The organism is Priestia sp. D51 (genome assembly GCF_053345675.1).
Genome location: NZ_JBLTIR010000003.1, coordinates 122445 through 148231, shown reverse-complemented (window position 1 = coordinate 148231; position 25787 = coordinate 122445). Strand labels below are relative to the sequence as shown.

Here is a 25787-nt window from a genome sequence, read left to right as displayed (position 1 = left end):
CTTATTTTTCCGTGTCTTTACGAATCAAGTCTTCCACATATACGTTAAATGTTTTACCGTTTGCTTTCGCCTTTGCTTTTCCGCGTTTTTGAATTTCGGGCATTAACGGAACTGTATATGATTTTTTTACCGGTGTTTCACTCATAAATTTTTCCTCCTGTTTTAACGTTTCATTTTATATATACACTGCTCGTATGTAACGAAAGGCTTTTTTTAAATCTTTTTTACTTTTTTTAAATGTTTTTCATTACTCAGATATTGTATTACGTTGTTTTTCTACGTCAGGTATTTTTGATAATTTTATTAAATTATTTTCCCTTCATTATATGAACTATAGAAATTCCGAAAGGAAACAACAATGCGCGAAAACGCCAGTTTTCAAGCAAGTAATAAGTTTTGTTTTATAAGTTTAGTTATTAAGTTTAGTTATTAAGTATAGTTAGTGCTCACTTGGCGACCTACTAGTAGTTCAGAATATGACCTACAGGTGTCCGTGTAGCGACCTAGTACTAGGTCAGAATACGACCTACTAGAAATTAAGGTGTTCGCTACGCGACCTACCTCATTTCCTGAACGTAATTTACCTCTTTCTACCTACTCACACCAGTTAATGCTTGACTTACTATAGTTTGGTAAGAAAAATATGGGAGGAATAACTGAATGGACAAACTTGTCAAACTTGCAAAATCACATTCACCAAATTTAATGGAACAAATTTACTTTATGGAATCAATCAAAACGGAAACATGGAGTTCGAGGCGAGTAAGAATGAATAAAGAACTTATGACAAACGCTGTAGAAACGCTTGTAAAATATTTAAAGCAAGCAACGGAAGAAGAACAGATTATCTTTTACAAATTCCTAGAAGGCATGTGTGACACGCAAAGCAAGTATTATATTTTGGGACACCTTGAATTATTAGCAGAAGTATTGAAGGAAAAAGATTACGAATGCTTGATTGATTTTATCGCTAAGTACGATTACAAAGCAGCGCAAATTCTTGATGTGCATTTGAGGGAGTTACAATGAAAGAATTTGAATACATTAAGCCCGAACTAAAGCGAAAGTTCATTCGTGAGTGCGCCTTAACTTCGCCCGAAGCATTAGAGCTGCTAGAAATCTCAAGACCAAGGTTAAGTAAGATGATTAAGGACGGAAAGATTGAGCCAGCGAAGAAAACAGGCGCTATCAGTTTATTCTTGAAGGATGATTTGTTACGGAAAAAAGAAGAGTTGAAAGTGCTTAGAGAAAAATACCGTCCGTGGGAATGAATTGAAGGGTATAAATCTATTTTATACCCTTTGGTTATACCCTAGGTCTCGCTGATCTTTGCCATAGGCAAAGACAGCCCTTCTCAAAATTACAGAAAGTAGTGAATACAAATGACAGAGGAAAAACCGAGAAAGAAAAACATCTATAAACGTACTTTAGCCGAAGATTTGATTAAATTGGGACACACACTTTCACACACAATGCGAAACCGTGAACGTCCACAATATCAAGTCTTTGTGTTCTATGAGGACGCTAAACTGATTGAAGATATGCTGTATCTTGCCGAACGTTACCGCATGAATCGAAGAGTTAATAATGAAAAAAAACGTACTTTTTAAGTACGCTTTTTTTTGTCCAGTTGTTTTTTGCTAACAAATTCAGCAATAAAACTCGAATTTAATTCATTATTTTTATATGTAACAGTCCTGTCCATTTTAATTAAATATTTAACCATCCATTTTTTATTGCTAATGTCATTGTAATCTACAGTTAATTCTAACACTGGCAATTTTATATCGTTAAGACCAGCTAATTGATATTCGTAGCTGATAAGAACTAAAAAATAACTTGGCAATACAATATCAACTTTTTCGCCAGGTTGAATTAAGTCTTGTCGCCTTCCATAACGTCTGATTCCAATCATTCTCCTATGTTTAACATGATTGGTAAAACGCAAATCAAACGATTCCTCTACTTCGTCAACTTCTTCTATTTTAATATCAAAATTCTTAGCTCTTACTTTATTGTCTAAATGCTGTTTCATTTCATTTAGATTAATAAATTTATAACTGTATCCTATGTTAAAAGCAGTAGTACCTCCGTAGTTATAAACAGGTATAGTAGTTTTAGAAAATTTATCATCCAGCTCTTCACTAGTATCCCAGTCCAAATGTGTTTCGGGCAATTCTAAACTAAAACCTTTGATTGCTGGAGCTACTACAGGTTCTCTTTGTTTTCTAAATTGTTTTTGCTGTATCCAAATAGCTGCTATTGCAACAACCACAGCAAGAAAGGAAATAATTGCACTCGTTAAAGCTACCCAGTCAAAACTATCTTTACTCTCAATTACTATCAAATTATCCACCTCATTTTTACAGTAATAATATTTTATACCATAAAATACTATACTGACAACAAAATCTAACTACAACGCCCAGTTTCGCCCAAGTGACGTTTTAATCACTTTATGATACGAATTATTACAACCTATTAGAAAACAAAATTCTGATACATTTTGAACGTCCGTTTTTCTAGAATGTAGAAAATTGAATATTTTTTTCAAAAATATAGTACCAAAGATGTAAATAAATGAAAAAATTAGGAGGTTTCTAGACATTTTTGTCGAAGTTATAAAGTCGGATAGGAAGGTGGTGACAAAATGGATAGAAAAAAACTAGCGCTTGAAATTCTAAAACGTATACGCGACAAACAGCCCATGACTACAAAAGAATTGGGAGTAGATTTACAATTTTTAGCCGAAGTATCTGAAATGGTTCGTGACGAAGGTTTAGCAAAAAACATTCATGTTACTCGTGGAGGTCAAGGAAATAAAGCACTTCACATTTCTTTATCTTCTGCTATCATCACAATGGCAGGTTTGAACTACATTGAAGAAAATGATGTTCAACCTTCAGAAGAAAATGATTCAAAACCGAAAATACAAGTGTGTGTGATTCCATGGCCTGAAGGTAAAACGGTTGCTGAGGTTGAAGAAAACCCACCAACAGTTTCAGACGCTGAAAGATTTTTGGAAAACCCAAATCATGAGATTATTGCTGTAGAATGCGGTAAAATGCTGTTCTTTACTAAAGAATGGTATACGGTAACGATTCAATACACAGAAAAAGTTTCACAAGAAGTATAATGCGGTCAAGGCACTCCTCGTGGAGTGTTTTATTTTATTTAAGGAGTATGATGTAACTTGAAGTTTGAAACAAAGTATTTAATACGCTGGGGTATTCCTGGTTGGATTTTTATCTTTTGGTTATTCTATGAATTTTTATTTTTAAAAAGCATTAATCCTTTAGATACTAAATTAGTAGACATCTCAAAAGGTTTCACATTGCTAATTTCTTTAACTGCACTTGGTGTTCCTATTGGATACCTATTACATCAAATGTATTTTGGCACTATATGGGTTGGTAATAATAAAAGACATAAGCACTTGAAAAAAACCGCAAAAAAAATAAAGAAATTTCCGCGTCACCCACAGTGGGGAAACAATAAAGATGAAGATTATTTCCAATTTGAATACGTATGGCATGGTGTTTTGCTCAACTTAGATGCAGAAAAAAGAACATATATTGAAGGGAGATACCGTCATTTATTAGGAACAATACATGGACTTGGGTCGTTGTCCGTAAGTTCAGCCATTTCTTTTGCTATATCTGGAATAGCCGGTTTTGCTCTTTATAACAATGACTCTATGCTAGCTTTTTACATCATAGGATTAGCCTTTCAACTAGCAATATTTTTATCTGCCATTTTTAATTACGTTTACTTCTCCAACAATTTAACAGCATTTCAAGTAAAAATTCTTAATACGTATTTATAATGTCTTAAAGCACTTCTACGGAGGTGTTTTTTATTTTGAATATTAATGTTCAAAAGCATAAATGTGTTTACATTCGTCAACACGGACATTCGATTCATTTTATAAAAGACCTCTATACACTGCATATTAATAGGTGTAATATAAACTTATCAAATCGGAAAACGGCAAATTTCGACATTTGCTGAAATTACATAATATCCTCCTAATTACTAATGAAACAAACTTTTACGGAGGTCATGCAAGATGACAGAAACAGTTACAATTACAGGAAAAGATTTAAAACAGCTGGTAGAAATGAGATTTTGGGAGATTGAAGATGCCCTCGAAGAATTGGTCAAAAAAGTAGAATTGCAATTAGATAAGAATGGAAATGACAAACATTTGATTCAAATCTATGACTACACAGCTTCACTTACAACAATCACATGTCACGAAACAGGCTGTAACATTCACTGGGGTTCAGGCACACCGAGCAACGTTAAAACAATTGTGAATGATATTATGAACGGTGAATAAGTTTAAACGTCAATACACGCACTAGCTTTCATTAGCTGGTGTTTTTTTATTGTTCGCTCAATTCTTTATGTGGGTGTTTCTTGTAGTATTCTGCTCGTTTATCCCAAGTCGATTGGAACTGCTTAATACGTTGCTCCTCCTCCGCGTTTTTGGGGAAAGCATGAATAAATAGCATATATGAAATCATGCTGAACATTAACATTGCTCCACAGCCTAATAACACCGTTTGGAAAATACGATTCTTAAAAACGTTGTTAAATAGTCGCATGTTCTACATCACTCCTATGTTTAATTGTCGTCTAAATGACATCAGTTGCCGATTCTACACCGTATCAATCCTATGTCATACATGCAATCTACTGACCCATTAGGACACCGTAGAAATCACTTAAACCGTGATGTTCAAATACCTTTGTGCCATTGTTGCACTTTATATGATTCTCCACTTTCGATAAGGCTCCTTCAAGATAAGATTTAAAATTTCTAATGCCTTTTTTGTTTTTCACTTCTGTAAGGATTTTGAAAAATAAAGTTTGGTTTATGTGCTTTTTAAATTTGATATATGCGTTATGTATTATTTTCTCTTGTTGAACGTTATCGGTGTTAACATATTTTTTACTTAAAGGTTTTTGTTCACCGTTTTGTGTTTCTTTAGAAACACTATTTTGATGTTCAGGAGCCTGTTCTACAGGGTGTTCTTTATTTTCAATTTGTTTTGGTTCTTCGCACTGTTGTTCAATAATATAAATGTTCGCTGATTGCTGTTCGTTTTTGCGTTTTGCTTTATGAACGGATACCAAACCTAATTTACTCATTAGTGTGAAGAATCTTCTTACAGATGATAATGAAATTTTCATTTTGAAACGCTGTTCAAACATCGTTTGAAATGTGCTGTATGCGATTGAAAATACACCGTTTCCTTTTTTGGCTAAGTCACTTATTAAGTAAACACAACGGATTTGTAAATCACTGTATTCCCAAACTTCTTTTACTTTGCTGATAAATTTATTTGCTTCATATTTCAACTTGGAATATTTGCTTAAATCTTCTGCTTTACCGTTTAATAACATTGTTCCTGCTCCTTTTCAATTCAAAGGAACATATGCTAAAATGAACATATGAGTCCTTTGTGGATTTGTGGGAAACGAACGGTAGGATTGCAGTCCTTTGACCCGTTCGTTTTTATTTTGTAAACTTTTACATATTAACACATGCTTAATTTTCTCTAAAGTCTTTTATTATTTCTTTTTCTACTCGTTGAATTATTGCCACTAAAGAAACCGTGAGTAGCATGTCGCTCCTGTACGGTACTATCTGCCATATGCAAATAAATTTGTACTGTTCTTGTGTCGCTATGACCAAGAATTTTACGTAATGATTCAATGTCACCTGCTGAACGCAAATACTCCGTTGCTACGGAATGACGAATTAAGTGCAAGTAAAAACGCTTTTTGATTCCTGCTTCTTTCGCATACTTCTTAAAGTCACGCAAGATATTATGCTTATCCAATACTCGTCCACTTAGTGACAAAAACACAAGGTCATCTGTATCTCCTTCAAATGCTTCATTTTCTTGTAATAACTGATTCAACAACCGATAAGTTTTATTGCTTAATGGAATTAAACGGCTCTTACGCGATTTGGCATTAGCTGAACGAATCAATATCGTCTTATTTATATGGTCAATATCATCTGGAGACAATAACAATGCTTCGGTAATACGCAACATGCCATCTATTAATAAATGAAGCAAAACGTAATCTCTAAAATGCTTAAAAGATTTATTAGAATGTGCTTTAGTCACTTTAAGCAAATTATTTAGTTCACTTCTCGTCAAAACATCAATTTCATGAGCATTTTGTTTAAAACCCTCATATCTATCAAATGGATTTCTTTGAAGTAAATCTTTTTTAACACACCAATTAATAAATGTCTTTAAACTTCTTACCCTCGTAGAGATTGAACTGTCTGCTAGTCCTACTGTTTTCATGCGGTCAGGAACATGATTGTTATTTTCAAATTTTACACATTCATTTTTCAACCAGTAAACATAGTCAGAAATAAAATCTGTAGTTATGTTGTTTACATATAAGAGTTGGGTGCTCCTCGTCTCATGAAACGCTTCTAAACTTTTAAATAGTACAATGAATTTATTTAGGGAAGGTGGTCTAAGGTTTTGCGCTACTTTAAATTCAATGAACCTTTCAAATATTACTTTCACTGAATCCTGCTTTATAACTTTATCAGGTTTGCGCTTGTGTGGTTGTCGCTTTTTCACTGTGGGTTTTTCTTCGAAATAGTTAAATGAAGGCATAAAAAATAACACTCCCTCTCACTCTGTTTTCAGAATGATGTAGTGTTATGTTGTGGTCAATTATTGACTAAAACTAATTAAACGTTTGTTTAGACTAGAGTTAGTTTCAACGTTGATAATTCAGTATATGGGTTTAAATACAGCAACCAAGCCCTGTCAAGGATGTATTCTCCCACTGAACTAATCGCTCGTGATATGTATTGACTATATTATAGAAAGAGTTATCCAATTTTGTCAACTATTTTTCCACAGTCCCCAAGTTGGAAGAACCGTCTTTACTTTTGATAAACTAAAAATATGCCATAAAGGAGCATGACGGGATGAAAGCACACGCTGAATTTTATTTTGATTTTGTCTGTCTACTATGTTTTCTAGCCACTAATCCTTTAAGAGAAGTCAGTAAAGAACAAAAAGCTGAGATTGAAAGAATTTGCTTCCAAAGAAACCATTGAAAAAACGCTGTTACATGAATATTCTGCTAAGCTTAAAGACAAAGAGAAATGATTCACTAAGAGGTGTATTTGATGAATATTAATTATTATTTTAGTCGGTTTTTAGCTAAGAAACCGGATAGTCCAACGTATGAAAACTTAGCTACTTTACAGAACAAGCATATGCTTCATGTTCCGTTTGAGAACTTAGACGTTTTGTCTCAAACTCCTATTATCATTGATTTAGAACGGATCTTTCAAAAAGTAATTGTAAATTTGCGCGGAGGATTTTGCTACGAATTAAACGGTTTATTTGGCTGGCTGTTAAAAGAAAGCGGTTATGAAGTCTCGTACGTTTCAGCTACCGTCAAAAAACCCGATGGCACGTGGACCATTGAAGGAAGTCACGCTACAAACCTTGTGACGGTTGAAAATCAGTCTTATATCGTAGACGTTGGATTTGGAGATTCTGTTCGCAAGCCAATGCCTTTAAATGGCGAAGTAGTAAGAGATGTAAGCGGCTCTTATCGTATGACAAACGTTGCTGAGCATATGTATGATTTGCAGCGATGGGAAGATGATGTATGGAAAACGCTGTACCGTGTGTCTACGCTTCCTAAGAAACTGACAGACTTTACTCCCATGTGTGAGTTCAATCAAACGTCAGCTGATTCTCCGTTTGTACACAAACGCCTTGTTACGATCGCAACACCTACAGGGCGAATTACCCTCTCTGGTGAAACACTAACTGTAACAGACAGCGGAAAAAAGACGAAAAGAAACGTTTCAGAAGAAGAAGTTCCTGATATTTTGCAAAATCATTTTTATATTATCAAAGGGTTTTATTAATATGTCCTTACACAAAAAACCGGCCTCTTATGGGGTCGGTTTTTGTATAGGAGTAATCATCCTGTTTTCTACAGGCGACTTTAAAATAATTGAGGTATTCACATTTCCATAAGGAATCAGTTCATCCACGAGCATTCTAAGTCCATCCATTCCAGACACGGCTGCTTTGATAAAATAAGAAACCGGTCCCGTTACGCGATGACATTCAAGCACATCTTCATTTTGCTCAATAAAGTCTTCAAATTCCTCTGGTTTTCTTTTTAATTCGCTTACTTGAATAAACAGCTGTGTATCTCTCCCTAAAGCTTTCGGAGACACCGTAGCGCTGAAACGCTGTATCACTCCTCGTTCCTGAAGGCGCTGCAGCCTTTCTGATACGCTTGGACGGCTAAGAGCCAGCTTTTTTGATAAATCACTAATCGTCATACGCCCGTCTCTTTGCAAAATAGACAACAATTGTGCATCGATTTGATCCATACAAACCTTTCCTTTCAAAATGAATATAATAAATAAAATCTTTATTCAAGTTGATAACAGAACAAGTATTATTTCCTTCATTTATACATGTGTTTTCTTTATTTAATATCCTATCATTAAAGTAGATAATTGAAAATGAAAATTCCGAAAAAACAAACAAAGGGGTTTATTTATGAAAAAAGTTTTATGGATTATTCTTGGATGTACGATTGCAAGTATTGGTGTTCTTATCTTGCGACACTCTCACGTAGTGACGGGGGGAACAGCTGGTCTGTCTCTTAGCATGTCATATGCCCTTCCTTTATCGTTTGCGGTGATTTTTTTTCTCATTAATATTCCTTTTTATCTCTTTTCCTTCTTTCAAATGGGATGGAAATTTACCGTCACAACTATAGGATCAGTGTCTTTGCTATCACTTCTCACTTCACTCGATCACTTGCTTCCTGCTTTTACACTTCCCAGCCTGATGGGTGCTGTTACGGGCGGACTAATTGCCGGTCTTGGCTTATCCATTTTATTTATGAACGGAGCTTCTCTTGGGGGTGCTAATATTCTAGCGTTATTCGCGCAGCGAAAATTCGGTTGGGATCCTGGAAAAGTGAATTTTTCATTTGATTTCCTCGTCGTGCTGTCGAGCATGTATTCAATTGGATTTTCAAAAGGAATTTTCTCTGTTATGTCCATTGCGATTACAGGGTTTGTCATCAGCTATTTCAAACAAAAAATTGCTTTACACAATCAATCGACACCCACTGCTGCCACACAGCCTTTAGATAATGTACTCTCTAAATAAAAAACACGATTTAGCTGTGACTAAATCGTGTTTTTCGTTTAAAGCTTTTCTACTTTTATAAAATCAAATTGGGCCTCATATCCTTCTCCTTGAGGACTACAAGCGTAAATCCCAACTTGAACAGGTTCTTTGGATGAGTGCAATAAGTGAGCGAGTCGGAGCTGAGTCCAGGAATCTCCATCACTTGAATAACAAACGGTGTAATCATCATTTTTGCGCTGAATTTTAAAATAAAGCGCTGATTTGTTTTGAGTAAAATTTTGACTGGACCAATCTGAGAAGCCCTGGTTGGTTACGACTGCTCCTAATTGGTTAGGGCCATCGGGATTGTATTCAACTGACGTTTTGATCCACGTATCTTTTGATACACGAATCATGAGACCTGCTTGATCGTAGCGATTAACTGGATATGTATGCACCTTTGTCATGATTTCAAAGTCGCCTTCTACTTCACGATAAAGAAAGTGTCCATTGTCCGCTTCAAAACCATAATGAGTACGCTGCCAAAAATCTGTTTTAGCGTCTGTTTTAATCACTAATCGATTCGTTTCCGTATCAATTTGAAATTGAGCTGGTGGACAATACCAAGAAACGTCTGAATCTAATTTTCCTTCTGAAAAGTTTGTGAAAAATAATAGTTGATTACTCACTCTCTGTCATTCCCTTCTTAGAAGCTATTGTTCTTATATTTCTATTTTGCCATAATTTAACGAATAAATAAAATATTTTGATTATTTTTCTAGTAAATTCTTTTCTTTCATAAAAAAATAAGACTCTTTTACATAGAGTAAAAGAGTCTTATTTTTAGATTATTGCATTTAGAATAAGTGCTCCTGCAAAAGCAATAAAGGATAGAAGCGTTTCCAGAACAGTCCATGTTTTGAACGTTTCTTTTACTGTTAATCCTAAATACTCCTTCACCATCCAGAATCCAGCATCATTAACGTGAGAGAACATTAGTGAACCCGCGCCCGTAACAATAACCAGAAGTTCTAAATTAACACCAGACATGTGCTCAATGATCGGTGAAACAATACCCGCCGCTGTTGTTAATGCAACTGTTGCTGAACCTGTAGCGATACGGATTAATCCAGCAATTAAAAATGCAAGTACAAGTGGTGATAGAGATAGATGTTCAGACATTTGACCAATCGTTGTACCTACTCCACTATCGATTAATACTTGTTTGAAGCCACCGCCTGCACCAATAATCAAGACAATAGATCCTACAGGAAGCAAGCATTCTTCCGTTAGTTTTTTAATCACATCTTTTGTCATACCTTGACGTTTTCCAAGCAGGTAAAACGCTGCAAAACAAGAAATTAAAAGTGCAATTAATGGACTTCCTATTAATTCTACAAACTTCACTACGCCGCTTGGCAATCCGTTAATAATAGGCGCTATTGCTGCTAAAACCATTAATAAAACAGGGAGTAAAATAACAAAGAATGAAACGCCTGTACCAGGAAGATTTTTAGATGTTGTCGTGATACGAATTAAATCCGGCTCTCCTTCTGGAATTACTCGTTTGTTAACCCATTTTGCAAAAACTGGTCCAGCGATAACTGCTGCTGGAATTGAAATGATTAACGCGTATAAAAGCACTTTCCCCGTATTTGCTCCGTAAATACTAATAGCTGCCATCGCTCCCGGATGAGGAGGAACGAGACCGTGAACAATTGATAATCCTGCAATAACTGGCAGAGCAATCAATAATATATTTTGTTTTGTTGTTTTATGAATCGAAATAACTAAAGGCAGTAAGATTAAAATTCCTACTTCGAAGAAAACAGGAATACCAATAATGAAACCTGCTACTAGCATTGCCCACGGCAATCTTTTCACACCGAATATTCTTACAAAATAATCTGCTACCTGCATGCCAGCGCCTGAATCAGCCATCAGCTTACCTAAAATTGTTCCCAGTGCTAAAATTCCTACTAAGTGTCCTAAAACACCGCCCACTCCCGTTTCGTAAGCGGCAACAATTTTATCCATTGATAACCCAGAAGCAATTGCTAAAAACAAACTCGCAACCGTTAAACTGATAAACGCATGCCATTTAAAAACTGAAACACCTACAATAACAATAACAATTGCGACAACCGTAATAGCTAATAAGTATGCATCCATCTTGCTTTCCACCTTCCCCTTAAGTAAACGCTTTCTTTATGTAGCAAAAAAGCTCTAAACCTGTTAATTTTTTAAAAAATACGTTTTAATTATCGAAATCGTTTACATTAATTAAATCAGAAAACGATTTCATCTTTTTATTACTTAAATTATATGAAAAAAAAATTCTTAAATCAATAAAAAAACTCAAAAAAATTTTATCAATTTTCTTCCATAGAGTTTCAACTCATAAAAAAATCCAATCATGTTAATGATTGGATTTATCTTATTTATTTAGTGATGGTGGGATCAGCGGTTTGACTGTCGATAATTGGTTTTTCGCTTGTTTTTAACGTTATTTCTTCATATTCTCCCGGCGCTAATACACTTTTATCTCCTCTCATGAGATACGTATAGGCGATGATAGAAATGAATAGACCAAATGTCCAGGCATTATCCCATAAAAAGCGCAGTCCAGGAATCAGTAAGCCTAAAACAGGTATGGCCACGCCAATTACTAATGCATAAATACCGTTTTTATTAAAACCAGTTGAATAACTATAGCGACCGTTTACCTCGTATAAATCCTTTAATGCCATCTGTCTCCTTCTTACAAGCCAGTAGTCAGCAATGGCGATGCCGTCTATAGGACCAAGCAGCGCTCCGTATGTTCCAAGCCATCCAAAGATATAATTCCCGAAATTAGACATGATGTACCATGGCTGAAGCAAAATAGCAAAGATACCGGTTACTAGCGCTCCCATCGCAAACGTGATTTTCTTTGGATTCAGATTCTCAATTGCACGGGCCGGCGCCACAATATTTGCTCCCACATTAATCGTTAAAGAAGAAAGCACGATAACGATTGTTCCTAAGAAAATGATAAACGGAGGGAATTTAGCTACTAACGCCACTGGATCCCAAATAGCTTCTCCGAATATAACGATGGTTGCCGAGGTAACAGCAATTCCAATAAATGAAAAAACACTCATCGTCAACGGCAAGGAGAAGGTTTGCGCAACCATTTGGGATTTCTGGCTTCTAGCATATCGACAAAAATCCGGAATGTTCAAAGCGAGCGTCGCCCAAAATGCAATGACTCCGGTTAAAGCAGGGAAAAATACAGCTAGAAATTCTCCGGTGGATGTAAATTTAGAAGGCGTAGATAAAATGGGTCCCCACCCTCCTGAGTTTGTATAAGCCCATATAAAAAGAATAATAGCTGAAATACCAATAACCGGAGCAGCAATCGCTCCTAACACTTTAATTGCTTGCGGTCCTTTATACGCCACTCCTACATTTAAAAGCCAAAAGAGAGCAAATACAATGGCTGTATGACCAGCTAAACCATTCCAAGATGAAAATGAAGCGCTTAGCAGTGTATCAATTGCTTCCGTTCCAATCCATGTATTAATTCCAAACCATCCAGCAGCCACAATAGCCCTAGCCAGTGCTGGGATATGTGCTCCTTTATCTCCAAACCACAGGCGGGCAAATACCGGATAAGGAATGCCAAACTTGGTTCCAGCGTGAGAATTAAGCAAAATAGGAATAAGAACAATTACATTTCCTAAAAAGATTGTACCAATTGCCTGCCACCAGTTCATTCCAAGCGTCATCATTCCGCTCGCCATTGTGTAAGCTGGAATACACAGACACATCCCAATCCAAAGCGTGGCAAAGTTAACTCCTTTCCAAGAATGTTCTTTCATCGTAGTAGGACGTAAATCTTCATTCCAAAGATCGCTGCCGCTCAGCTGATTGTGCGTCTCATCTGTGAGCGTCACAATTCCATCTTGCTCGATTTGTGTTTTCATCCATAAAACCCCTTTTCATAAAATAAGTTCATTTCAAAAAACAAATTTTATTTGAATTTTCTGAAATATAAAGGCGTTTGTGACGATTCCTTCTAGTATGTGATAAATACTAACGTTATTCCTTATTATATTTAATGCGAAACAGGGATACACTGGACAAATTGTAACATTATTTGAGGGAACTTTTATATATTGTGTAGTGTTAACTCTTTTGGTTGTTAGATAACCTAACACACAAAAAATCATCGCCTGAAAGCTTCAAGCGATGATTTTTGAACTTAATGTACGTATTTTTTTTGAAAAGCCGTAATGCTTTCGTATTCTTCTTTAAATAAACGAGCCAAACGAATATAGATAGTCGTTAACTCTTTATATACTTCACTGTTTTCTTTGATTGGATAATGATGATTAGTCGCTCCAACCATATCGGAAACAACGTTTAATGAGTCGACTTCGCCAAGGCTATATAAGCCAAGAATAACTGCTCCTAGACATGAACTTTCAAAGCTTTCCGGCACGGATACTTCTTGGTTAAAAATATCTGCCATCATTTGGCGCCAAAGTGCGGAACGTGCAAATCCGCCTGTTGCCTGAATTTTTGTAGGTTCTCCAATTAACTCTTCAAGTGCCAATAATACCGTATACAAGTTAAAAATAACGCCTTCTAATACGGCGCGAATCATATGTTCTTTTTTATGATGCAAACCTAGGCCAAAGAACGAACCTTTAGCATTTGCATCCCAAAGCGGCGCACGCTCTCCTGACAGGTATGGATGAAACAATAAGCCGTCTGCTCCAGGTTTCACTAAAGCCGCAATATCCGTTAATACTTCATATGGATCTTTTCCAAGACGTTTAGCTGTTTCGACTTCCGACGCTCCAAATTGATCACGAGCCCATCTAAAAATCATGCCTCCGTTATTTACAGGGCCGCCAATTACCCAGTGGTCTTCTGTCAACGCATAACAGAAAATACGACCTTTAGGATCGACTACTGGCTTGTCAGTGACTGCTCGAATAGCTCCGCTTGTCCCAATTGTTACTGCAACAACGCCTGGTTCAATCGCATTTACACCTAAGTTTGATAATACGCCATCGCTTGCACCTACAATAAAGGGCGTATCCGGCAGTAAGTGCATCTCAACTGCAAGCTCTGTGTTTAGCCCTTTCACTTGATGCATAGTTGAAACAGGAGTGGATAGCTGATCTGTCGTCACACCTGCTACTTTTAATGCTTCTTCATCCCACGCAAGATTTTTCAGATTAAATAAACCTGTTGCTGATGCAATCGAATAGTCGATCACATATTCGTTAAACAACTTAAAGAATACATATTCTTTAATTGAAATAAACTTATGTGTTCCCTTCACTAATTCAGGCTGTTCATTAGAAAGCCATGTTAGCTTGGAAAGTGGCGACATCGGGTGAATAGGCGTGCCTGTACGTAAATAAATCTCATGGCCGTTGTATTCATTTTTAATTTTTTCCGTCCATTCTGCACTTCTATTATCGGCCCACGTAATACATTTTGTCAGCGGCTTTCCCTGCTGATCAACGGCAATAACACTGTGCATAGCTGAGCTGAATGAAACGCATAAAATATCCTCAGGTTTTACATCGCTTGTTTTTACAACCGTTTGAATAGTACGTACAACTGCTTGAAAAATTTCTTCAGGATCTTGCTCAGCCATCGCGGGCGTAGGCGAGTATAGTGGATACTCAATCCCATGGTTAGCAATGACTGTACCGTCTACTGAAAATAATACAGACTTTGTACTCGTTGTTCCGATATCTACACCTATTGCATATTTTTTGCTCATGCTGCTGTCCCCCTACTTTACTACTTTACTTATTTACAACACCGTGACCGCCGAATTCATTTCGAAGTGCTGCTACAACTTTTCCTGTAAATGTATCTTCCTCTAATGAACGATAGCGCATCATTAGCGATAAAGCAATAACAGGAGTTGCCGTTTGAAGATCAAGGGCAGTCTCTACGGTCCATTTCCCTTCACCAGAAGACTGCATGACTCCTTTAATACTATCTAGTTTAGGATCTTTTGAAAACGCATTTTCCGTTAGTTCCATTAACCAAGAGCGAACGACAGATCCGTTATTCCAAACGCGCGCTACGGCTTCATAGTCGAAATCAAACTGACTTTTTTCCAGAACTTCAAATCCTTCAGCAATGGATTGCATCATTCCATATTCTACACCATTATGAACCATTTTTAAAAAGTGACCGCTTCCGCTTTTGCCTGCGTACATAAATCCATTTTCTACGCAAATATCACTAAAAATTGGTTCAATTGTACGGAATGCTTCTGCATCTCCGCCAATCATTGTACATGCTCCGTTTCTTGCACCTTCCATTCCGCCGCTTGTCCCTACATCAAAGAAGTAAATACCTTTTTCCTGAAGATCCTGAGCACGTCGAACAGATTCTTTATAATTAGAGTTTCCTCCATCTATTACAATATCTCCTTCTGACAGAAGTTCTTTTAGTTCTGTAATCACATTTTCCGTTACTTCTCCAGCCGGAACCATAACCCATACAACTTTAGGTGAAGCAGGCAGTTCGTTGACTAACTCTTCAATAGTAAAGGCACCAGCTGCTCCTTCATTTGAAAGTTTTTCTACCGCTTCTTTATTCACATCATAAGCTACTACTTCATGATGATTGTCCATTAAATTTAATGATAAATTATATCCCATTTTTCCTAAACCGATTAATCCAATTTTCATTTTACAAACTCCCTTTGAAAAAAAATTTCACATTACCTCCATTATACGAATTATTTTTCATTTTGCAATCGTTTACAAGAAAATTTTTTTCACTCATGTTTTTGTGCTATACTCTTTTTACTACTAAATTCGTGGAAAGGAACATCAGTTATGACGCAAAATTGCTTAGGAAAAATTCGTTCTCACTATGCTAGATTCAGCGAAAAAGAGAAAAAAATAGCAAATTATATTTTAGAACAGCCGGAACAAATTATTCACAGTACCATTAACGAAGTGGCAGACGATTTAAATGTAGCTGATGCAACAGTCTTTCGCTTTTGCAAACGAATTGGCTTCAAGGGCTATCAAGCTATGAAAATAGCGCTGGCTGCTGAAATTATGACGCCTATTCAGCAGATTCACGAGGAAATTGCTGAAACGGATAATGAAAAAACGATTGCTGAAAAAATCTTTCGCTCCAATGTGCGAACGCTTGAAAATACATTACAAATACTAGAAAGCAATGCTATTGAAAAAGCCGTCAAACTTTTAATGAAGGCCGATAAAGTTCAATTTTATGGCACGGGAGGCTCTTCAGTCGTGGCTATGGATGCTTTTCATAAATTTGTGCGAACAGGAATTAAAACGTTTGCATTTATCGATTCCCATTTCCAGCTTATGTCCGCTTCTCAATTGACGAAACAAGATGTAGCGGTAGTGATTTCTCATTCTGGAACAAATAAAGACACGATGAACATTTTAAATACAGCAAAAGCGAACGGTGCCAAAACGATCGGAATCACGGGTTTCCCTAAATCTCCATTAAGTCAAAACGTTGACGTTTCTCTTTATACAAGTTCAGAAGAAACCGAATACCGATCTGAAGCTCTCGCCTCGAGAATTGGACAGCTAAGCCTCATTGACGCTTTGTATGTTAATGTAATGATTGCAAATAAAGACACTTCTAAACACTCGCTTGAAAAAGTACGCGATGCCATTGCTGAAACGAGAATTTAATGTTTCATCCTTATATTCTTCAATTCCAACATCAAACAGAGCATAAAATATATGCTCTGTTTAGTACGGTTCTTCACTTGAAATTTTCAGGTTTTCATTCTCATTTAACATTTTCTAAGTTGCTACATATGATAAAGCACAACTTTTAAAAAGTAGGTGAAGTGTGTATGGATATTATCTATCGCACTGCAAAACTAGATGAGTATGCAGAAGTGAATAAAATATTAGGGGAATCACTAGAACTCCACGCAAATGCGCTTCCTTCTATGTTTGATAATCAAATGGCTGTTTTATCTCCTGAACAATATCAAGCTACTCTTTATTATGCAACCATTGATATTCTTGTAGCTCAATATCGAAATCAAATTATTGGGGCTTCTGTTGTTGAATTAAAATATAACCCTCCCACTACATTAGCTCCTCTTTCCTACACAGCATACATCCAATATTTTGGTGTAAAAAAAGGCTTTCAAAATTACGGCGTAGGAAAAGGTCTTTTTTCTGCTACAAAACAGTGGGCTGTACAAAAAGGAGCAAATGATCTCCAGCTTACCGTATGGGCATTTAACGAAAAAGCACGTGCTTTTTATGAAAGTCTTGGACTGGAAAACTTAAGCTATCTTATGACTACTTCACTACAGCCATAAATCGTTCCATTAACGGAGGCTAGGCACGTATCTCCTACGTGCCTAGCCTCCGTTATTCAAATAAAAGACTAAATCATTTTAACGCGTTAATTTACGCAGCTTATATACATACTAAAAGAAGTTTATTACGTAGCCGGATTGCCTTCTTGCAGCTGTTCTTGTTCATCACGCTGACGGTGAGCCAAACGACTTGCCGCACTAGAAGCTACGCTCGCTACCAAATCATCTAAAAAGGTATTAACTCCTTTTTCTTTTTTACAGTCCAGCTTTTCAATAATACCTACTTTTACTTTATCTAAATAGCCAAAGGTCGTAACAGCGATACTGCCATAGGTTAAAACGGCACCTAAAGCAATCGTTTCGTCAACGCCAAACAACCCTTCGTCTTGTTCTACAATACTTTGAAGAGGTTCTGATAATTTATTTTGCTCAGCTAACTTATCAAGTTCGATTCCAACTAGAAGGGCATGCTGAATTTCTCGCTTTTGCAGTACTCTCTCTACGCTTTCAGCGCATTCCTGAATGGTTAGAGCTGGATGATAAGGAAGCTGTAAATCATACACAATTTCAGCAATATCCAAAACTGTTACGCCACGCTCTTCCAGCAAATTAAATGTTGCCTTTGCTACTTCTTTGCTCGTTGGGATTTTTTTCGCTGTCATGTCTCTCTCTCCTTTTCAAGTTGTTGTCTCTCTTTATACTAAATTCGATGAGAGCCGCTAAAAACCTTTTTTGTTCATCCGCCTGAGTTCATAAACTCGTCACATATCTCTTTAGGCGCTCATTACATTTACTTGCTATAATAAAATTATCGAATCAGGAGGTTTGTCTACTGTGGAAGAAAAACAAAGTAAATTTAGCAGAGGCTTATTATTATTTTTCATTGGCGCAACAGCCCTTTTCTTTATCATCTTAATCGTTCTGTTTCTCATGTCTACTTTTGGAAAAAGCGAAAAAGAAGCTGTGGCTCTGCTCGCAGGAAATCACTATGCTATCGTTAAAGAAGAGAATTCATATACTCTTTATGATCAAAAAGAAAACAAGCCTATTTTGAAAGATGTAAACGGCTATTTCGGTGCTCGCAATATCCGAAGTTATGTAAAAAATGACACAGAATTGGTTTCGATTGATGAAAAAGAAGAGGAATATACGAAAAAACCGCTAAAAAAAGCCACTCAAGCAGAAAAAGATATGTTTAAAAAGATGAAAAAATTAGATTAACAAAAAAACGAATCATCAATCAAGCTGTTTGATTGATGATTCGTTTTTTTGTTAAAGTGGACGCAGGTTTTATCTGTTTCATTCCTTCTAGCAGTTGATTGGAGGGCAAGTCGAAGACTCCTTCGGAAACAGCGGAACAGGTGAGACCCCGCAGGAGCACAAGCGACGAGGAGGCTCACCGGCCGCCCGCGGAAAGCGGAGTCTTGCACGGAAATCAACTGCGGCCGAGCAAGCTGCCCAGATTATATATCCAGATTGTTCATGTTTGGATGAAATTCATTTCGTTACGTCCCAACCTCTTTTTTTAGCAACGCATGCCTCTTTCTCGTCATTCGCTAAAAAATTCGTTACAATAAAATAAAGAACGATTTTCAGAAAATGTGTTACAATAAAGGTAACGCTTTCATTCAAATGCATAGGAGTCGATTATTCATGTCAGAAAGTAAGCGGAAGTTAGAAGAAATTTCTTTTTATAGTGACGCACTGCAAGAAGATGTCACGTTACTAGTCTATTTGCCGTCAAACTATTCTACGCTCTATAAGTATTCTCTACTTATCGCCCAAGACGGAAAAGATTATGTTATGTACGGACGTACACCTCGTTTAATCGATGATTTAATGAACGAGTCAGAAATCGATCGTACTATTTTTGTTGGAATTCCATATAAAAGCGTGGAAGACAGACGCGATAAGTATCATCCAGAAGGAAAGCAGGTAGATGCTTACATTCGCTTTTTAGCACATGAACTTGTGCCATTTTTGGATAAAACATATCCTACATATCAAATGGGAAAATCTCGTGTTCTAATTGGTGATTCGCTTGCTGCTACAGTTTCACTGCTGACGGCCATTGCGTATCCTCACACGTTCGGGAAAGTAATTATGCATTCTCCTTTCGTGAACGATGCTGTATTACAAACGGTCAACTCATTTTCTTCTCCTTCACTTCTGGATTTGTATCATGTTATTGGAACGGAAGAAACGGATGTCAAAACAACACAAGACGGTATATTGAACTTTATTGAGCCTAACCGCCTGTTGCACGAACAAATGAAGCAGCGTGGATATTCTGTTTTCTACGAAGAATTTAATGGAAATCATACGTGGAAATACTGGCAAAAAGACGTAAAGCGGTCGCTTCAATATATGTTGAAGTAGAAAGATATCATATTTTTTGAAAATTTGTTATAATAAGCTCGCTTTATACATATTTTATGATCTTACTTTGGAGGGATTTTTTATGAAATTTGGCGTTGTACTTTTTCCATCTAAAAAATTGCAAGATGTAGCGAATTCTTATCGAAAGCGCTATGATTCTCACTATTCATTAATTCCGCCTCATCTTACATTAAAAGAAGTCTTTGAAGCTACAGAAGACCAAATTGATGAAATTGCGGCTAATTTGCGTAAAATTGCCGAAGAAACAAATCCATTTACATTAAATGTAACGAAAGTAAGCTCATTTTCACCAGCCAATAACGTTATTTACTTAAAAGTGGAACAAAAGCCAGAACTGACGTCACTTTACAATAAACTTCATGAAGGCAATCTCGAACAGCCAACTGAGTATTCATTTATTCCACATATTACAATTGGTCAACGACTTTCAGATGATGAGCACTTAGATGTGTATAGCCAGTTGAAGCTTGTAGATGTCGCTCATGAAGAAACAGTTGATCGCTTTCATTTAATGTACCAGCTTGAAAATGAAACATGGACTGTGTTTGAAACATTTCGTCTTGGAAAGGGATAAGATACGTGAACATCAAAGTACTAACGAACAAACAAGATCCTTCTGATGCTTACTTCGTACGTCAAAAAGTATTTGTAGAAGAACAGCAGGTTGATGTAGAGCAAGAAATCGATGAATACGATTCCGAAGCCCTGCATTTAGTTGTATACAAAGGAACTACACCAATTGGGGCAGGACGCTTCCGTATGGTAGAGGACTATGGAAAAGCTGAACGAATCTGCGTTCTTTCTTCTTATCGAAAAGACGGTGTAGGAAAGCTTTTGATGGATAAGTTAGAAGAGATCGCAGCAGAGCATGAGATTGAAAAGGTTAAGCTGCATGCTCAAACGCATGCGGAAGGATTTTATAAAAAGCTAGGCTACGTAACGGTTTCAGGTGAATTTATGGATGCTGGAATTCCACATGTAGAGATGGTAAAGAAACTAAGTAAAAAACACTAGGAATTGAACCTGGTGTTTTTGCTTTTTTAAAGGATAAGAACCTTTGCTTTGCTTATACTAATACCTAATCATGTGAATTAGGTGAAAATATGGATGAACTTATCGGAATTGCACTAGAACTCTTTATTGGATTTATCTGCTTGTTTATCTTAACTAAATTTTTAGGCAGAGCGACGATCACTCAGCTTACCACTTTTGATTTTATCTCTGCTCTTGTATTAGGAGAGTTAGTAGGAAATGCGTTATATGACTCAGAAGTAGGCATAGGCAAAATTTTATTTGCTGTTATCTTTTGGGGAGCGCTTATTTATGTCACCGAAGTTATTACTCAAAAAAATATTCGCCTGCGCTTGTTTTTAGAAGGACGGCCATCTATTATTATTCGAAAAGGGAAAATTTCGTACAAAGAACTTAGCAAAAATCGATTAGATATCGATCAACTTCTTCATATGCTGCGTTCAAAAGACATATTTTCCATTCGTGAAGTTGAATATGCGATTTTAGAAACAGATGGCTCGCTAAGCGTATTGCCAAAATCTGATTATGCTAAGCCAACAAGAAGCGATCTGCAGCTGCCTCCTTCTGAACCTGTTTTATCTATCGCCTTCGTCAGTGATGGACGTTTGCTTTTGAAAAACTTAATTCAGTCAGGCTTTGATGAAGACTGGCTAAAGAAACAGTTAAAAAAACAGGGATTTACCGATTATAAACAGGTGCTTTATGCTGAATGGCAGCAGGGCCGTACACTTTTTATTGAATCTTACTAAGGTGTTTTTTACTTGTTCATTGCTTTGTTAAAAATCGTGATCGCATTCATTCTGCTGCGTTCACGATTTTTTCTATTATACCCGTGTATTAATCACTAGGCCCTTATTTGTTAGCTTGCTGTATACACGCTCTGCTGCTTGAAGCTTTTTTCGCTTTTGTACGGAACTTGGCGTCAATTCCAATGAGTGAGAACGCGATTCAAACTCTTCGTCAAAGCTTTTTTTCTGGACAGGCCAAATACGATTTGAAAAAGAAGCATTATTTTTTTGAAGGCGATTTGCATATTGAATAGATTGATAAGGTGTGACGGGCAGTATATATCCCATATGAACCCTCCTCTTTTTCAAGATACCTTCTACTCCCAGACCTCAGTATTTTTCGCAAGAAGTATCGACATTGAAACAGCTCACTTACGCCCTCTTCTAGACTTGTTCAAAACAGATAGCACTTTGTATCTATACCGCCTTTTTTTGAACATATGTGATCTCTTACTCAATATATACCCTTTTTTACATCGTATCCCTCCAAAAATATCCGTACTCTTTTTAAAAAAAGATGATTTTGATATGATAGACTTTGATTATAGAATAAAAACTGTGCGTATATACACATCTATATCGATGTAGAACAAGAGCGGCTTCTTGCTTTAACTCCCTCTTATTTACTATTGATTGTTCATGTTTTACAAAGGAGGCCATGTTTTTTGCAACGTGCACTTTATCAAAAACAGATACTTAATCTTGCTATAACGGCTAGAGACCGATTTCAATATTTATATGAAGCTAGTCTCCGAGGAGAAATAACATGTGCTCACTGCGGAGAACCAGTTAAATTATATCTGGGGATTGAACATTCTCCTTACTTTTATCATGCTCAAGTTCCTCATGAAAGAGAAGAGTGTTCAGACACACTATCAGAAACAACAGCTGTACAACAAATAAAAGAAACTCCGGCTGAATACAGAGAAACCAATGGATTTCGTATTCCTAAAGGACGAGCTATTGGTGAGAAAAATTCAACTGTAAAAGAGAAAGCGACATGGAGGTCTTCCGCGCCTTTTTCAAGTATTCCTGCTTTTCGCTCAAAACCACCTGTTCCTAAACACTCTGACTCTCCTTATTTAAATGAGTTTAAAGAGAGCGGTATTGAATTAGATTCGAACCAATGGAAAGCTGTTACACATTCAGAAGGACCTCTTCTTATTCTAGCCGGTGCAGGAAGCGGAAAAACGCGTGTGTTAACAGCTCGCACCGCATATATGATACAAGAAAAACAAATTGATCCAAAATCCATTATGCTGGTGACTTTCACGGCTAAATCAGCTAAAGAAATGAAAGAACGATTGGCTACATATCCAAAGATGTCCGGCTTACATCTTCGTCAAATGCTAGTTGGAACTTTTCACAGCATTTTCTTACGTATGATTGTTCATCACAACCCTCAAGCGTGGCAAATGGATCGCCTGCTGAAATGGGATTGGCAAAAAGAACAGATCGTGAAAGAAGCAGCAAGAGAGCTCCACGTGGATGAAAAAGATTTCCCGTTTGACCAGGCACTTCAGCAAATCGGCTATTGGAAAAACACGCTTGTTGGCGTGAAAGATGTTCGCCCAAAAGACAAATGGGAACAAGATGTGCACTTTTTATATCGTCGCTATGAAGAAGTCAAAAAGCAAAAACAGCTATTCGATTTTGATGACATGCTGTATGGATGTTATGAAATGCTAAAACAAAATCCCGATTTGCTAACTCGTTATCAAAAAAGATTTCGCTATTTTTTAATTGACGAATTTCAAGATATCAATAAAGTTCAATATAAAATTATGAAAATGCTAAGTGAAGACTCTAAAAACTTGTGTGTCGTAGGAGATGATGATCAATCAATTTACGCTTTCCGCGGAAGCGACCCTTCGTTCATCTTAAACTTTGAAAAAGATTTTGCTCATACAACTGTTATTACGTTAAACCAAAATTATCGTTCAGCTCACGCCATCGTTTCTTCCGCTAATAAAGTGATTGCACGAAATACAGCGCGCCGACAAAAAGAAATGGCTGCCCAGTTTGATAATGAGTTGAGACCTACCTTCTTCTTTCCATACGACGAAGAAGAAGAAGCAACAATGATTGTAACGGATATGAAAGAAAAGATTAAGCAAGGAGCTTCTCCAACTGACTTCGCGGTCTTGTACCGAACTCACGCTTCTTCACGCGCCATCTTTGAACGTTTATCGCAGTCAAACCTGCCATTTTCAATCGAACAAGATGCGGATTCGTTTTATAAAAGAAGAATGGTTCGAAGTTTACTTTCATTTCTACGCTTGAGCGTGAATCCAAATGACGCAAGTTCGCTACAAGATTTAGTGAACGCACTCTTTTTAAAGAAAACAGCAGTCAATGACTTAAAAGCAGCAAGTATTCTTCATGACGGTACATTTATTGATGCGCTTGAATATCTTCAAGATTTAAAACCGTTTCAGCAAAAAAAGCTCAAGAAAGTAATTCCTTTATTCAAGTCGCTAAAATCAATGTCTCCTTCTTTGGCACTTGAGACGATTTCTAAAGATATGGGATTCGATGATTTTGTCAAAAAACGCGGAAATGAAGGAAATATGATGGAAAAAGGTTCGGATGACGTGCGGGATTTAAAAGTTGTAGCACGTAAATTCAAAACCGTACCTGAACTGTTAGAGCATGTGGATCATATGATTGCCATGAACACAGAGATGAAAGCTTTAAGCAAGCAATTTAATGAAAGTATTCAGCTAACCACCATTCACCGAGCAAAGGGTCTTGAATATAAGCATGTATACGTACTGAGCAGCGTAGACGGAGGATTGCCTCATGATTATGCACTCGAAGCTTATCGAGGCGGAGATGATGTGCCGCTTCAAGAAGAACGCCGCCTTTTATATGTAGCCATGACGCGTGCACAGAATTCACTTTACTTATCTGTTCCGCAAACTAGAAGAGGTAAAACCGCTTATCCTTCAAGATTTCTGAAGTCTTTTATAAAAAAAGTATAAAGCAAAAAAGGCTGGGACAAAAGTATTTTAGTCAAATTGAAGTACGAACGGTTAATCAAAATTATTGATTAACCGTTCGTACTTTTTATTGTCATGTACATGTAGAGTTAATATATTTAGTTGCTTCTAGCTGTTGATTGGATTGATTTCGCTATGTTTCAACCTCTATTATTAACCAAACATTCCACTAAGAGGTAGATATTCATAAGTAGATGCGTTACACTACGTTATGTACTGCATTACTATATTTTAGGAGGTTCCATTATTGAACGCAAAGCTTATTCATGAAAATGAAAAGATTTTTTTCATTTTGTGTATGGTTATCAGCTTATTAACCTATTTGTTTTTAATTATTTCACTCGTCGGCATTCTCTACATTGCAATCGGTTTTTTCATTACATTTATGCTACACGGTTTCTCTATTGCTCAAATTCGCAATAATGGAGTTAGATTGACAGAGAAGCAGTTCCCGCACACTTATCATCAGGCAAAACATTTATCTTCAGAGCTGGATTTAGAGCTGCCCGATATTTATATTGTTCAATCAGGCGGCTTATTAAACGCGTTTGCTACACGTTTTTTTGGACGTCACTTTGTCGTTTTATACTCCGACATTGTTGAAATGATTGAAGATAATCAAGAAAAAGAACTTTCTTTTATCATTGCCCACGAATTAGTTCATATCAAACGTAAGCACACACTCTACCACTCACTTATTCTACCTGCTCTTTGGGTTCCTTTTTTAGGAAAAGCTTACTCTAGGGCCTGTGAATATACATGTGATCGCATAGCTTCCGTTGCGATTGGTGATGCAAAAGCTGCCACTCAAGCACTAACTATACTTGCGGTTGGTCATTGTCTAAATAAAAAAGTAAATCAGGAAGAATTTGTTCATACGCACTCACAGGAAAAAGGTTTTTTTATGTGGTTGAATCAAGCTACTTCAACTCACCCTCCTATCGCTCATCGTATTAAAGAAATTAATTACTTAGCACAGCATCCCGAACTGTTTGATCTTGATTCTAACGCATTTCAAACAAATGAAATTGCCTAAATGGAA

At 36.7% G+C, this 25787-nt stretch carries 31 protein-coding genes; 18 read left to right on the top strand and 13 right to left on the bottom strand.

Features of this window, described 5'->3' with window-relative positions; genetic code table 11:
* Position 1: 1 nt before the first annotated feature.
* The gene (locus ACNHOZ_RS12725; RefSeq protein WP_447697150.1) at positions 2–145 is read right to left on the bottom strand and encodes a hypothetical protein; all 144 of its coding nucleotides are present in this window, start codon (positions 143–145) and stop codon (positions 2–4) included.
* Positions 146–660: 515 nt separating this feature from the next.
* On the opposite strand from ACNHOZ_RS12725, the gene ACNHOZ_RS12720 reads away from it, so the two are divergent.
* From ACNHOZ_RS12720 to ACNHOZ_RS12710, 3 genes are all read left to right on the top strand, one after another.
* Positions 661–1029: a hypothetical protein gene (locus ACNHOZ_RS12720; RefSeq protein WP_447697149.1), complete on the top strand. Its 369-nt coding sequence runs from the start codon at positions 661–663 to the stop codon at positions 1027–1029.
* Positions 1026–1271 carry a helix-turn-helix domain-containing protein gene (locus tag ACNHOZ_RS12715; protein ID WP_447697148.1) on the top strand — a complete coding sequence of 82 codons (246 nt, stop codon included), beginning with the start codon at positions 1026–1028 and terminating at the stop codon, positions 1269–1271. The genes ACNHOZ_RS12720 and ACNHOZ_RS12715 overlap by 4 nt, the downstream gene beginning before the upstream one ends.
* Positions 1272–1382: 111 nt before the next feature.
* Positions 1383–1610 carry a hypothetical protein gene (locus tag ACNHOZ_RS12710; RefSeq protein ID WP_447697147.1) on the top strand — a complete coding sequence of 76 codons (228 nt, stop codon included), beginning with the start codon at positions 1383–1385 and terminating at the stop codon, positions 1608–1610.
* Here the strand turns inward: ACNHOZ_RS12710 and ACNHOZ_RS12705 are convergent.
* Positions 1607–2347: a hypothetical protein gene (locus ACNHOZ_RS12705; protein ID WP_447697146.1), complete on the bottom strand. Its 741-nt coding sequence runs from the start codon at positions 2345–2347 to the stop codon at positions 1607–1609. The two genes, ACNHOZ_RS12710 and ACNHOZ_RS12705, sit on opposite strands and share 4 nt — an antisense overlap.
* A 303-nt stretch (positions 2348–2650) precedes the next feature.
* On the opposite strand from ACNHOZ_RS12705, the gene ACNHOZ_RS12700 reads away from it, so the two are divergent.
* The 3 genes from ACNHOZ_RS12700 to ACNHOZ_RS12690 all read left to right on the top strand — a co-directional run bounded on the left by ACNHOZ_RS12700 (position 2651) and on the right by ACNHOZ_RS12690 (position 4342).
* The gene (locus tag ACNHOZ_RS12700; RefSeq protein ID WP_447697145.1) at positions 2651–3136 is read left to right on the top strand and encodes a YjcQ family protein; all 486 of its coding nucleotides are present in this window, start codon (positions 2651–2653) and stop codon (positions 3134–3136) included.
* Between the two features lie 57 nt (positions 3137–3193).
* Positions 3194–3826: a hypothetical protein gene (locus ACNHOZ_RS12695; RefSeq protein WP_447697144.1), complete on the top strand. Its 633-nt coding sequence runs from the start codon at positions 3194–3196 to the stop codon at positions 3824–3826.
* Positions 3827–4069: 243 nt separating this feature from the next.
* A complete protein-coding gene (locus tag ACNHOZ_RS12690; RefSeq protein ID WP_447697143.1) occupies positions 4070–4342 on the top strand; it encodes a hypothetical protein in 273 nt (90 codons plus the stop codon).
* 46 nt (positions 4343–4388) lie between these two features.
* Here the strand turns inward: ACNHOZ_RS12690 and ACNHOZ_RS12685 are convergent, their stop codons facing one another.
* The 3 genes from ACNHOZ_RS12685 to ACNHOZ_RS12675 all read right to left on the bottom strand — a co-directional run bounded on the left by ACNHOZ_RS12685 (position 4389) and on the right by ACNHOZ_RS12675 (position 6656).
* On the bottom strand, positions 4389–4610 hold the full coding sequence (locus tag ACNHOZ_RS12685; RefSeq protein WP_447697142.1) for a hypothetical protein: 222 nt from the start codon (positions 4608–4610) through the stop codon (positions 4389–4391).
* 88 nt (positions 4611–4698) lie between these two features.
* Positions 4699–5412, bottom strand: a complete 714-nt coding sequence (locus tag ACNHOZ_RS12680; RefSeq protein WP_447697141.1) for a hypothetical protein — start codon at positions 5410–5412, stop codon at positions 4699–4701.
* A gap of 155 nt (positions 5413–5567) precedes the next feature.
* A complete protein-coding gene (locus ACNHOZ_RS12675) occupies positions 5568–6656 on the bottom strand; it encodes a tyrosine-type recombinase/integrase (protein ID WP_447697140.1) in 1089 nt (362 codons plus the stop codon).
* Between the two features lie 524 nt (positions 6657–7180).
* On the opposite strand from ACNHOZ_RS12675, the gene ACNHOZ_RS12670 reads away from it, so the two are divergent.
* Positions 7181–7936: an arylamine N-acetyltransferase family protein gene (locus tag ACNHOZ_RS12670; RefSeq protein WP_063248130.1), complete on the top strand. Its 756-nt coding sequence runs from the start codon at positions 7181–7183 to the stop codon at positions 7934–7936.
* Between the two features lie 27 nt (positions 7937–7963).
* Here ACNHOZ_RS12670 and ACNHOZ_RS12665 read toward each other — a convergent pair whose 3' ends face one another.
* Positions 7964–8413: an Lrp/AsnC family transcriptional regulator gene (locus ACNHOZ_RS12665; RefSeq protein WP_034269385.1), complete on the bottom strand. Its 450-nt coding sequence runs from the start codon at positions 8411–8413 to the stop codon at positions 7964–7966.
* A gap of 172 nt (positions 8414–8585) precedes the next feature.
* On the opposite strand from ACNHOZ_RS12665, the gene ACNHOZ_RS12660 reads away from it, so the two are divergent.
* Positions 8586–9206, top strand: a complete 621-nt coding sequence (locus tag ACNHOZ_RS12660) for a YitT family protein (protein WP_048020041.1) — start codon at positions 8586–8588, stop codon at positions 9204–9206.
* A gap of 38 nt (positions 9207–9244) precedes the next feature.
* On the opposite strand, the gene ACNHOZ_RS12655 is transcribed toward ACNHOZ_RS12660, so the two are convergent.
* From ACNHOZ_RS12655 to gnd, 5 genes are all read right to left on the bottom strand, one after another.
* Positions 9245–9856: a DUF1349 domain-containing protein gene (locus ACNHOZ_RS12655; protein WP_338705232.1), complete on the bottom strand. Its 612-nt coding sequence runs from the start codon at positions 9854–9856 to the stop codon at positions 9245–9247.
* 154 nt (positions 9857–10010) lie between these two features.
* Positions 10011–11339, bottom strand: a complete 1329-nt coding sequence (locus ACNHOZ_RS12650; protein ID WP_047751641.1) for a GntT/GntP/DsdX family permease — start codon at positions 11337–11339, stop codon at positions 10011–10013.
* A 269-nt stretch (positions 11340–11608) separates the two neighbouring features.
* Complete coding sequence (locus tag ACNHOZ_RS12645; protein ID WP_033578068.1) at positions 11609–13135, bottom strand: NCS1 family nucleobase:cation symporter-1; 1527 nt, start codon at positions 13133–13135, stop codon at positions 11609–11611.
* Positions 13136–13413: 278 nt separating this feature from the next.
* A complete protein-coding gene (gene gntK, locus ACNHOZ_RS12640; protein ID WP_028412332.1) occupies positions 13414–14955 on the bottom strand; it encodes a gluconokinase in 1542 nt (513 codons plus the stop codon).
* A gap of 25 nt (positions 14956–14980) precedes the next feature.
* Positions 14981–15880 carry a phosphogluconate dehydrogenase (NAD(+)-dependent, decarboxylating) gene (gene gnd, locus ACNHOZ_RS12635; RefSeq protein ID WP_034269374.1) on the bottom strand — a complete coding sequence of 300 codons (900 nt, stop codon included), beginning with the start codon at positions 15878–15880 and terminating at the stop codon, positions 14981–14983.
* A gap of 150 nt (positions 15881–16030) precedes the next feature.
* Here gnd and ACNHOZ_RS12630 point away from each other — a divergent pair, with 150 nt between their 5' ends.
* Positions 16031–16876, top strand: coding sequence for a MurR/RpiR family transcriptional regulator (locus ACNHOZ_RS12630; RefSeq protein WP_048020039.1), 846 nt, complete (start codon positions 16031–16033; stop codon positions 16874–16876).
* Between the two features lie 167 nt (positions 16877–17043).
* Positions 17044–17523: a GNAT family N-acetyltransferase gene (locus ACNHOZ_RS12625; protein WP_048020038.1), complete on the top strand. Its 480-nt coding sequence runs from the start codon at positions 17044–17046 to the stop codon at positions 17521–17523.
* Between the two features lie 125 nt (positions 17524–17648).
* Here ACNHOZ_RS12625 and ACNHOZ_RS12620 read toward each other — a convergent pair whose 3' ends face one another.
* A complete protein-coding gene (locus ACNHOZ_RS12620; RefSeq protein ID WP_028412335.1) occupies positions 17649–18185 on the bottom strand; it encodes a phosphatidylglycerophosphatase A family protein in 537 nt (178 codons plus the stop codon).
* A gap of 172 nt (positions 18186–18357) precedes the next feature.
* On the opposite strand from ACNHOZ_RS12620, the gene ACNHOZ_RS12615 reads away from it, so the two are divergent.
* From ACNHOZ_RS12615 to ACNHOZ_RS12590, 6 genes are all read left to right on the top strand, one after another.
* Positions 18358–18744 carry a hypothetical protein gene (locus ACNHOZ_RS12615; protein WP_048020037.1) on the top strand — a complete coding sequence of 129 codons (387 nt, stop codon included), beginning with the start codon at positions 18358–18360 and terminating at the stop codon, positions 18742–18744.
* A gap of 94 nt (positions 18745–18838) precedes the next feature.
* Positions 18839–19105 carry a hypothetical protein gene (locus ACNHOZ_RS12610; RefSeq protein ID WP_080968680.1) on the top strand — a complete coding sequence of 89 codons (267 nt, stop codon included), beginning with the start codon at positions 18839–18841 and terminating at the stop codon, positions 19103–19105.
* Between the two features lie 71 nt (positions 19106–19176).
* Positions 19177–19902, top strand: a complete 726-nt coding sequence (locus ACNHOZ_RS12605) for an alpha/beta hydrolase (protein ID WP_048022007.1) — start codon at positions 19177–19179, stop codon at positions 19900–19902.
* A gap of 82 nt (positions 19903–19984) precedes the next feature.
* Positions 19985–20497 carry a YjcG family protein gene (locus ACNHOZ_RS12600; protein WP_013055455.1) on the top strand — a complete coding sequence of 171 codons (513 nt, stop codon included), beginning with the start codon at positions 19985–19987 and terminating at the stop codon, positions 20495–20497.
* 5 nt (positions 20498–20502) lie between these two features.
* Positions 20503–20937 (top strand): GNAT family N-acetyltransferase, encoded by a 435-nt coding sequence (locus ACNHOZ_RS12595; protein WP_048022004.1) that lies wholly within the window; start codon positions 20503–20505, stop codon positions 20935–20937.
* Positions 20938–21026: 89 nt separating this feature from the next.
* Positions 21027–21704, top strand: a complete 678-nt coding sequence (locus ACNHOZ_RS12590; protein ID WP_028412339.1) for a DUF421 domain-containing protein — start codon at positions 21027–21029, stop codon at positions 21702–21704.
* A gap of 75 nt (positions 21705–21779) precedes the next feature.
* On the opposite strand, the gene ACNHOZ_RS12585 is transcribed toward ACNHOZ_RS12590, so the two are convergent.
* Positions 21780–22031, bottom strand: a complete 252-nt coding sequence (locus tag ACNHOZ_RS12585; protein WP_033578061.1) for a hypothetical protein — start codon at positions 22029–22031, stop codon at positions 21780–21782.
* Positions 22032–22408: 377 nt separating this feature from the next.
* Here ACNHOZ_RS12585 and ACNHOZ_RS12580 point away from each other — a divergent pair, with 377 nt between their 5' ends.
* Positions 22409–24727, top strand: a complete 2319-nt coding sequence (locus ACNHOZ_RS12580) for an ATP-dependent helicase (RefSeq protein ID WP_048022002.1) — start codon at positions 22409–22411, stop codon at positions 24725–24727.
* 265 nt (positions 24728–24992) lie between these two features.
* Positions 24993–25781: a M48 family metallopeptidase gene (locus ACNHOZ_RS12575; protein WP_028412342.1), complete on the top strand. Its 789-nt coding sequence runs from the start codon at positions 24993–24995 to the stop codon at positions 25779–25781.
* Positions 25782–25787 lie beyond the last annotated feature (6 nt).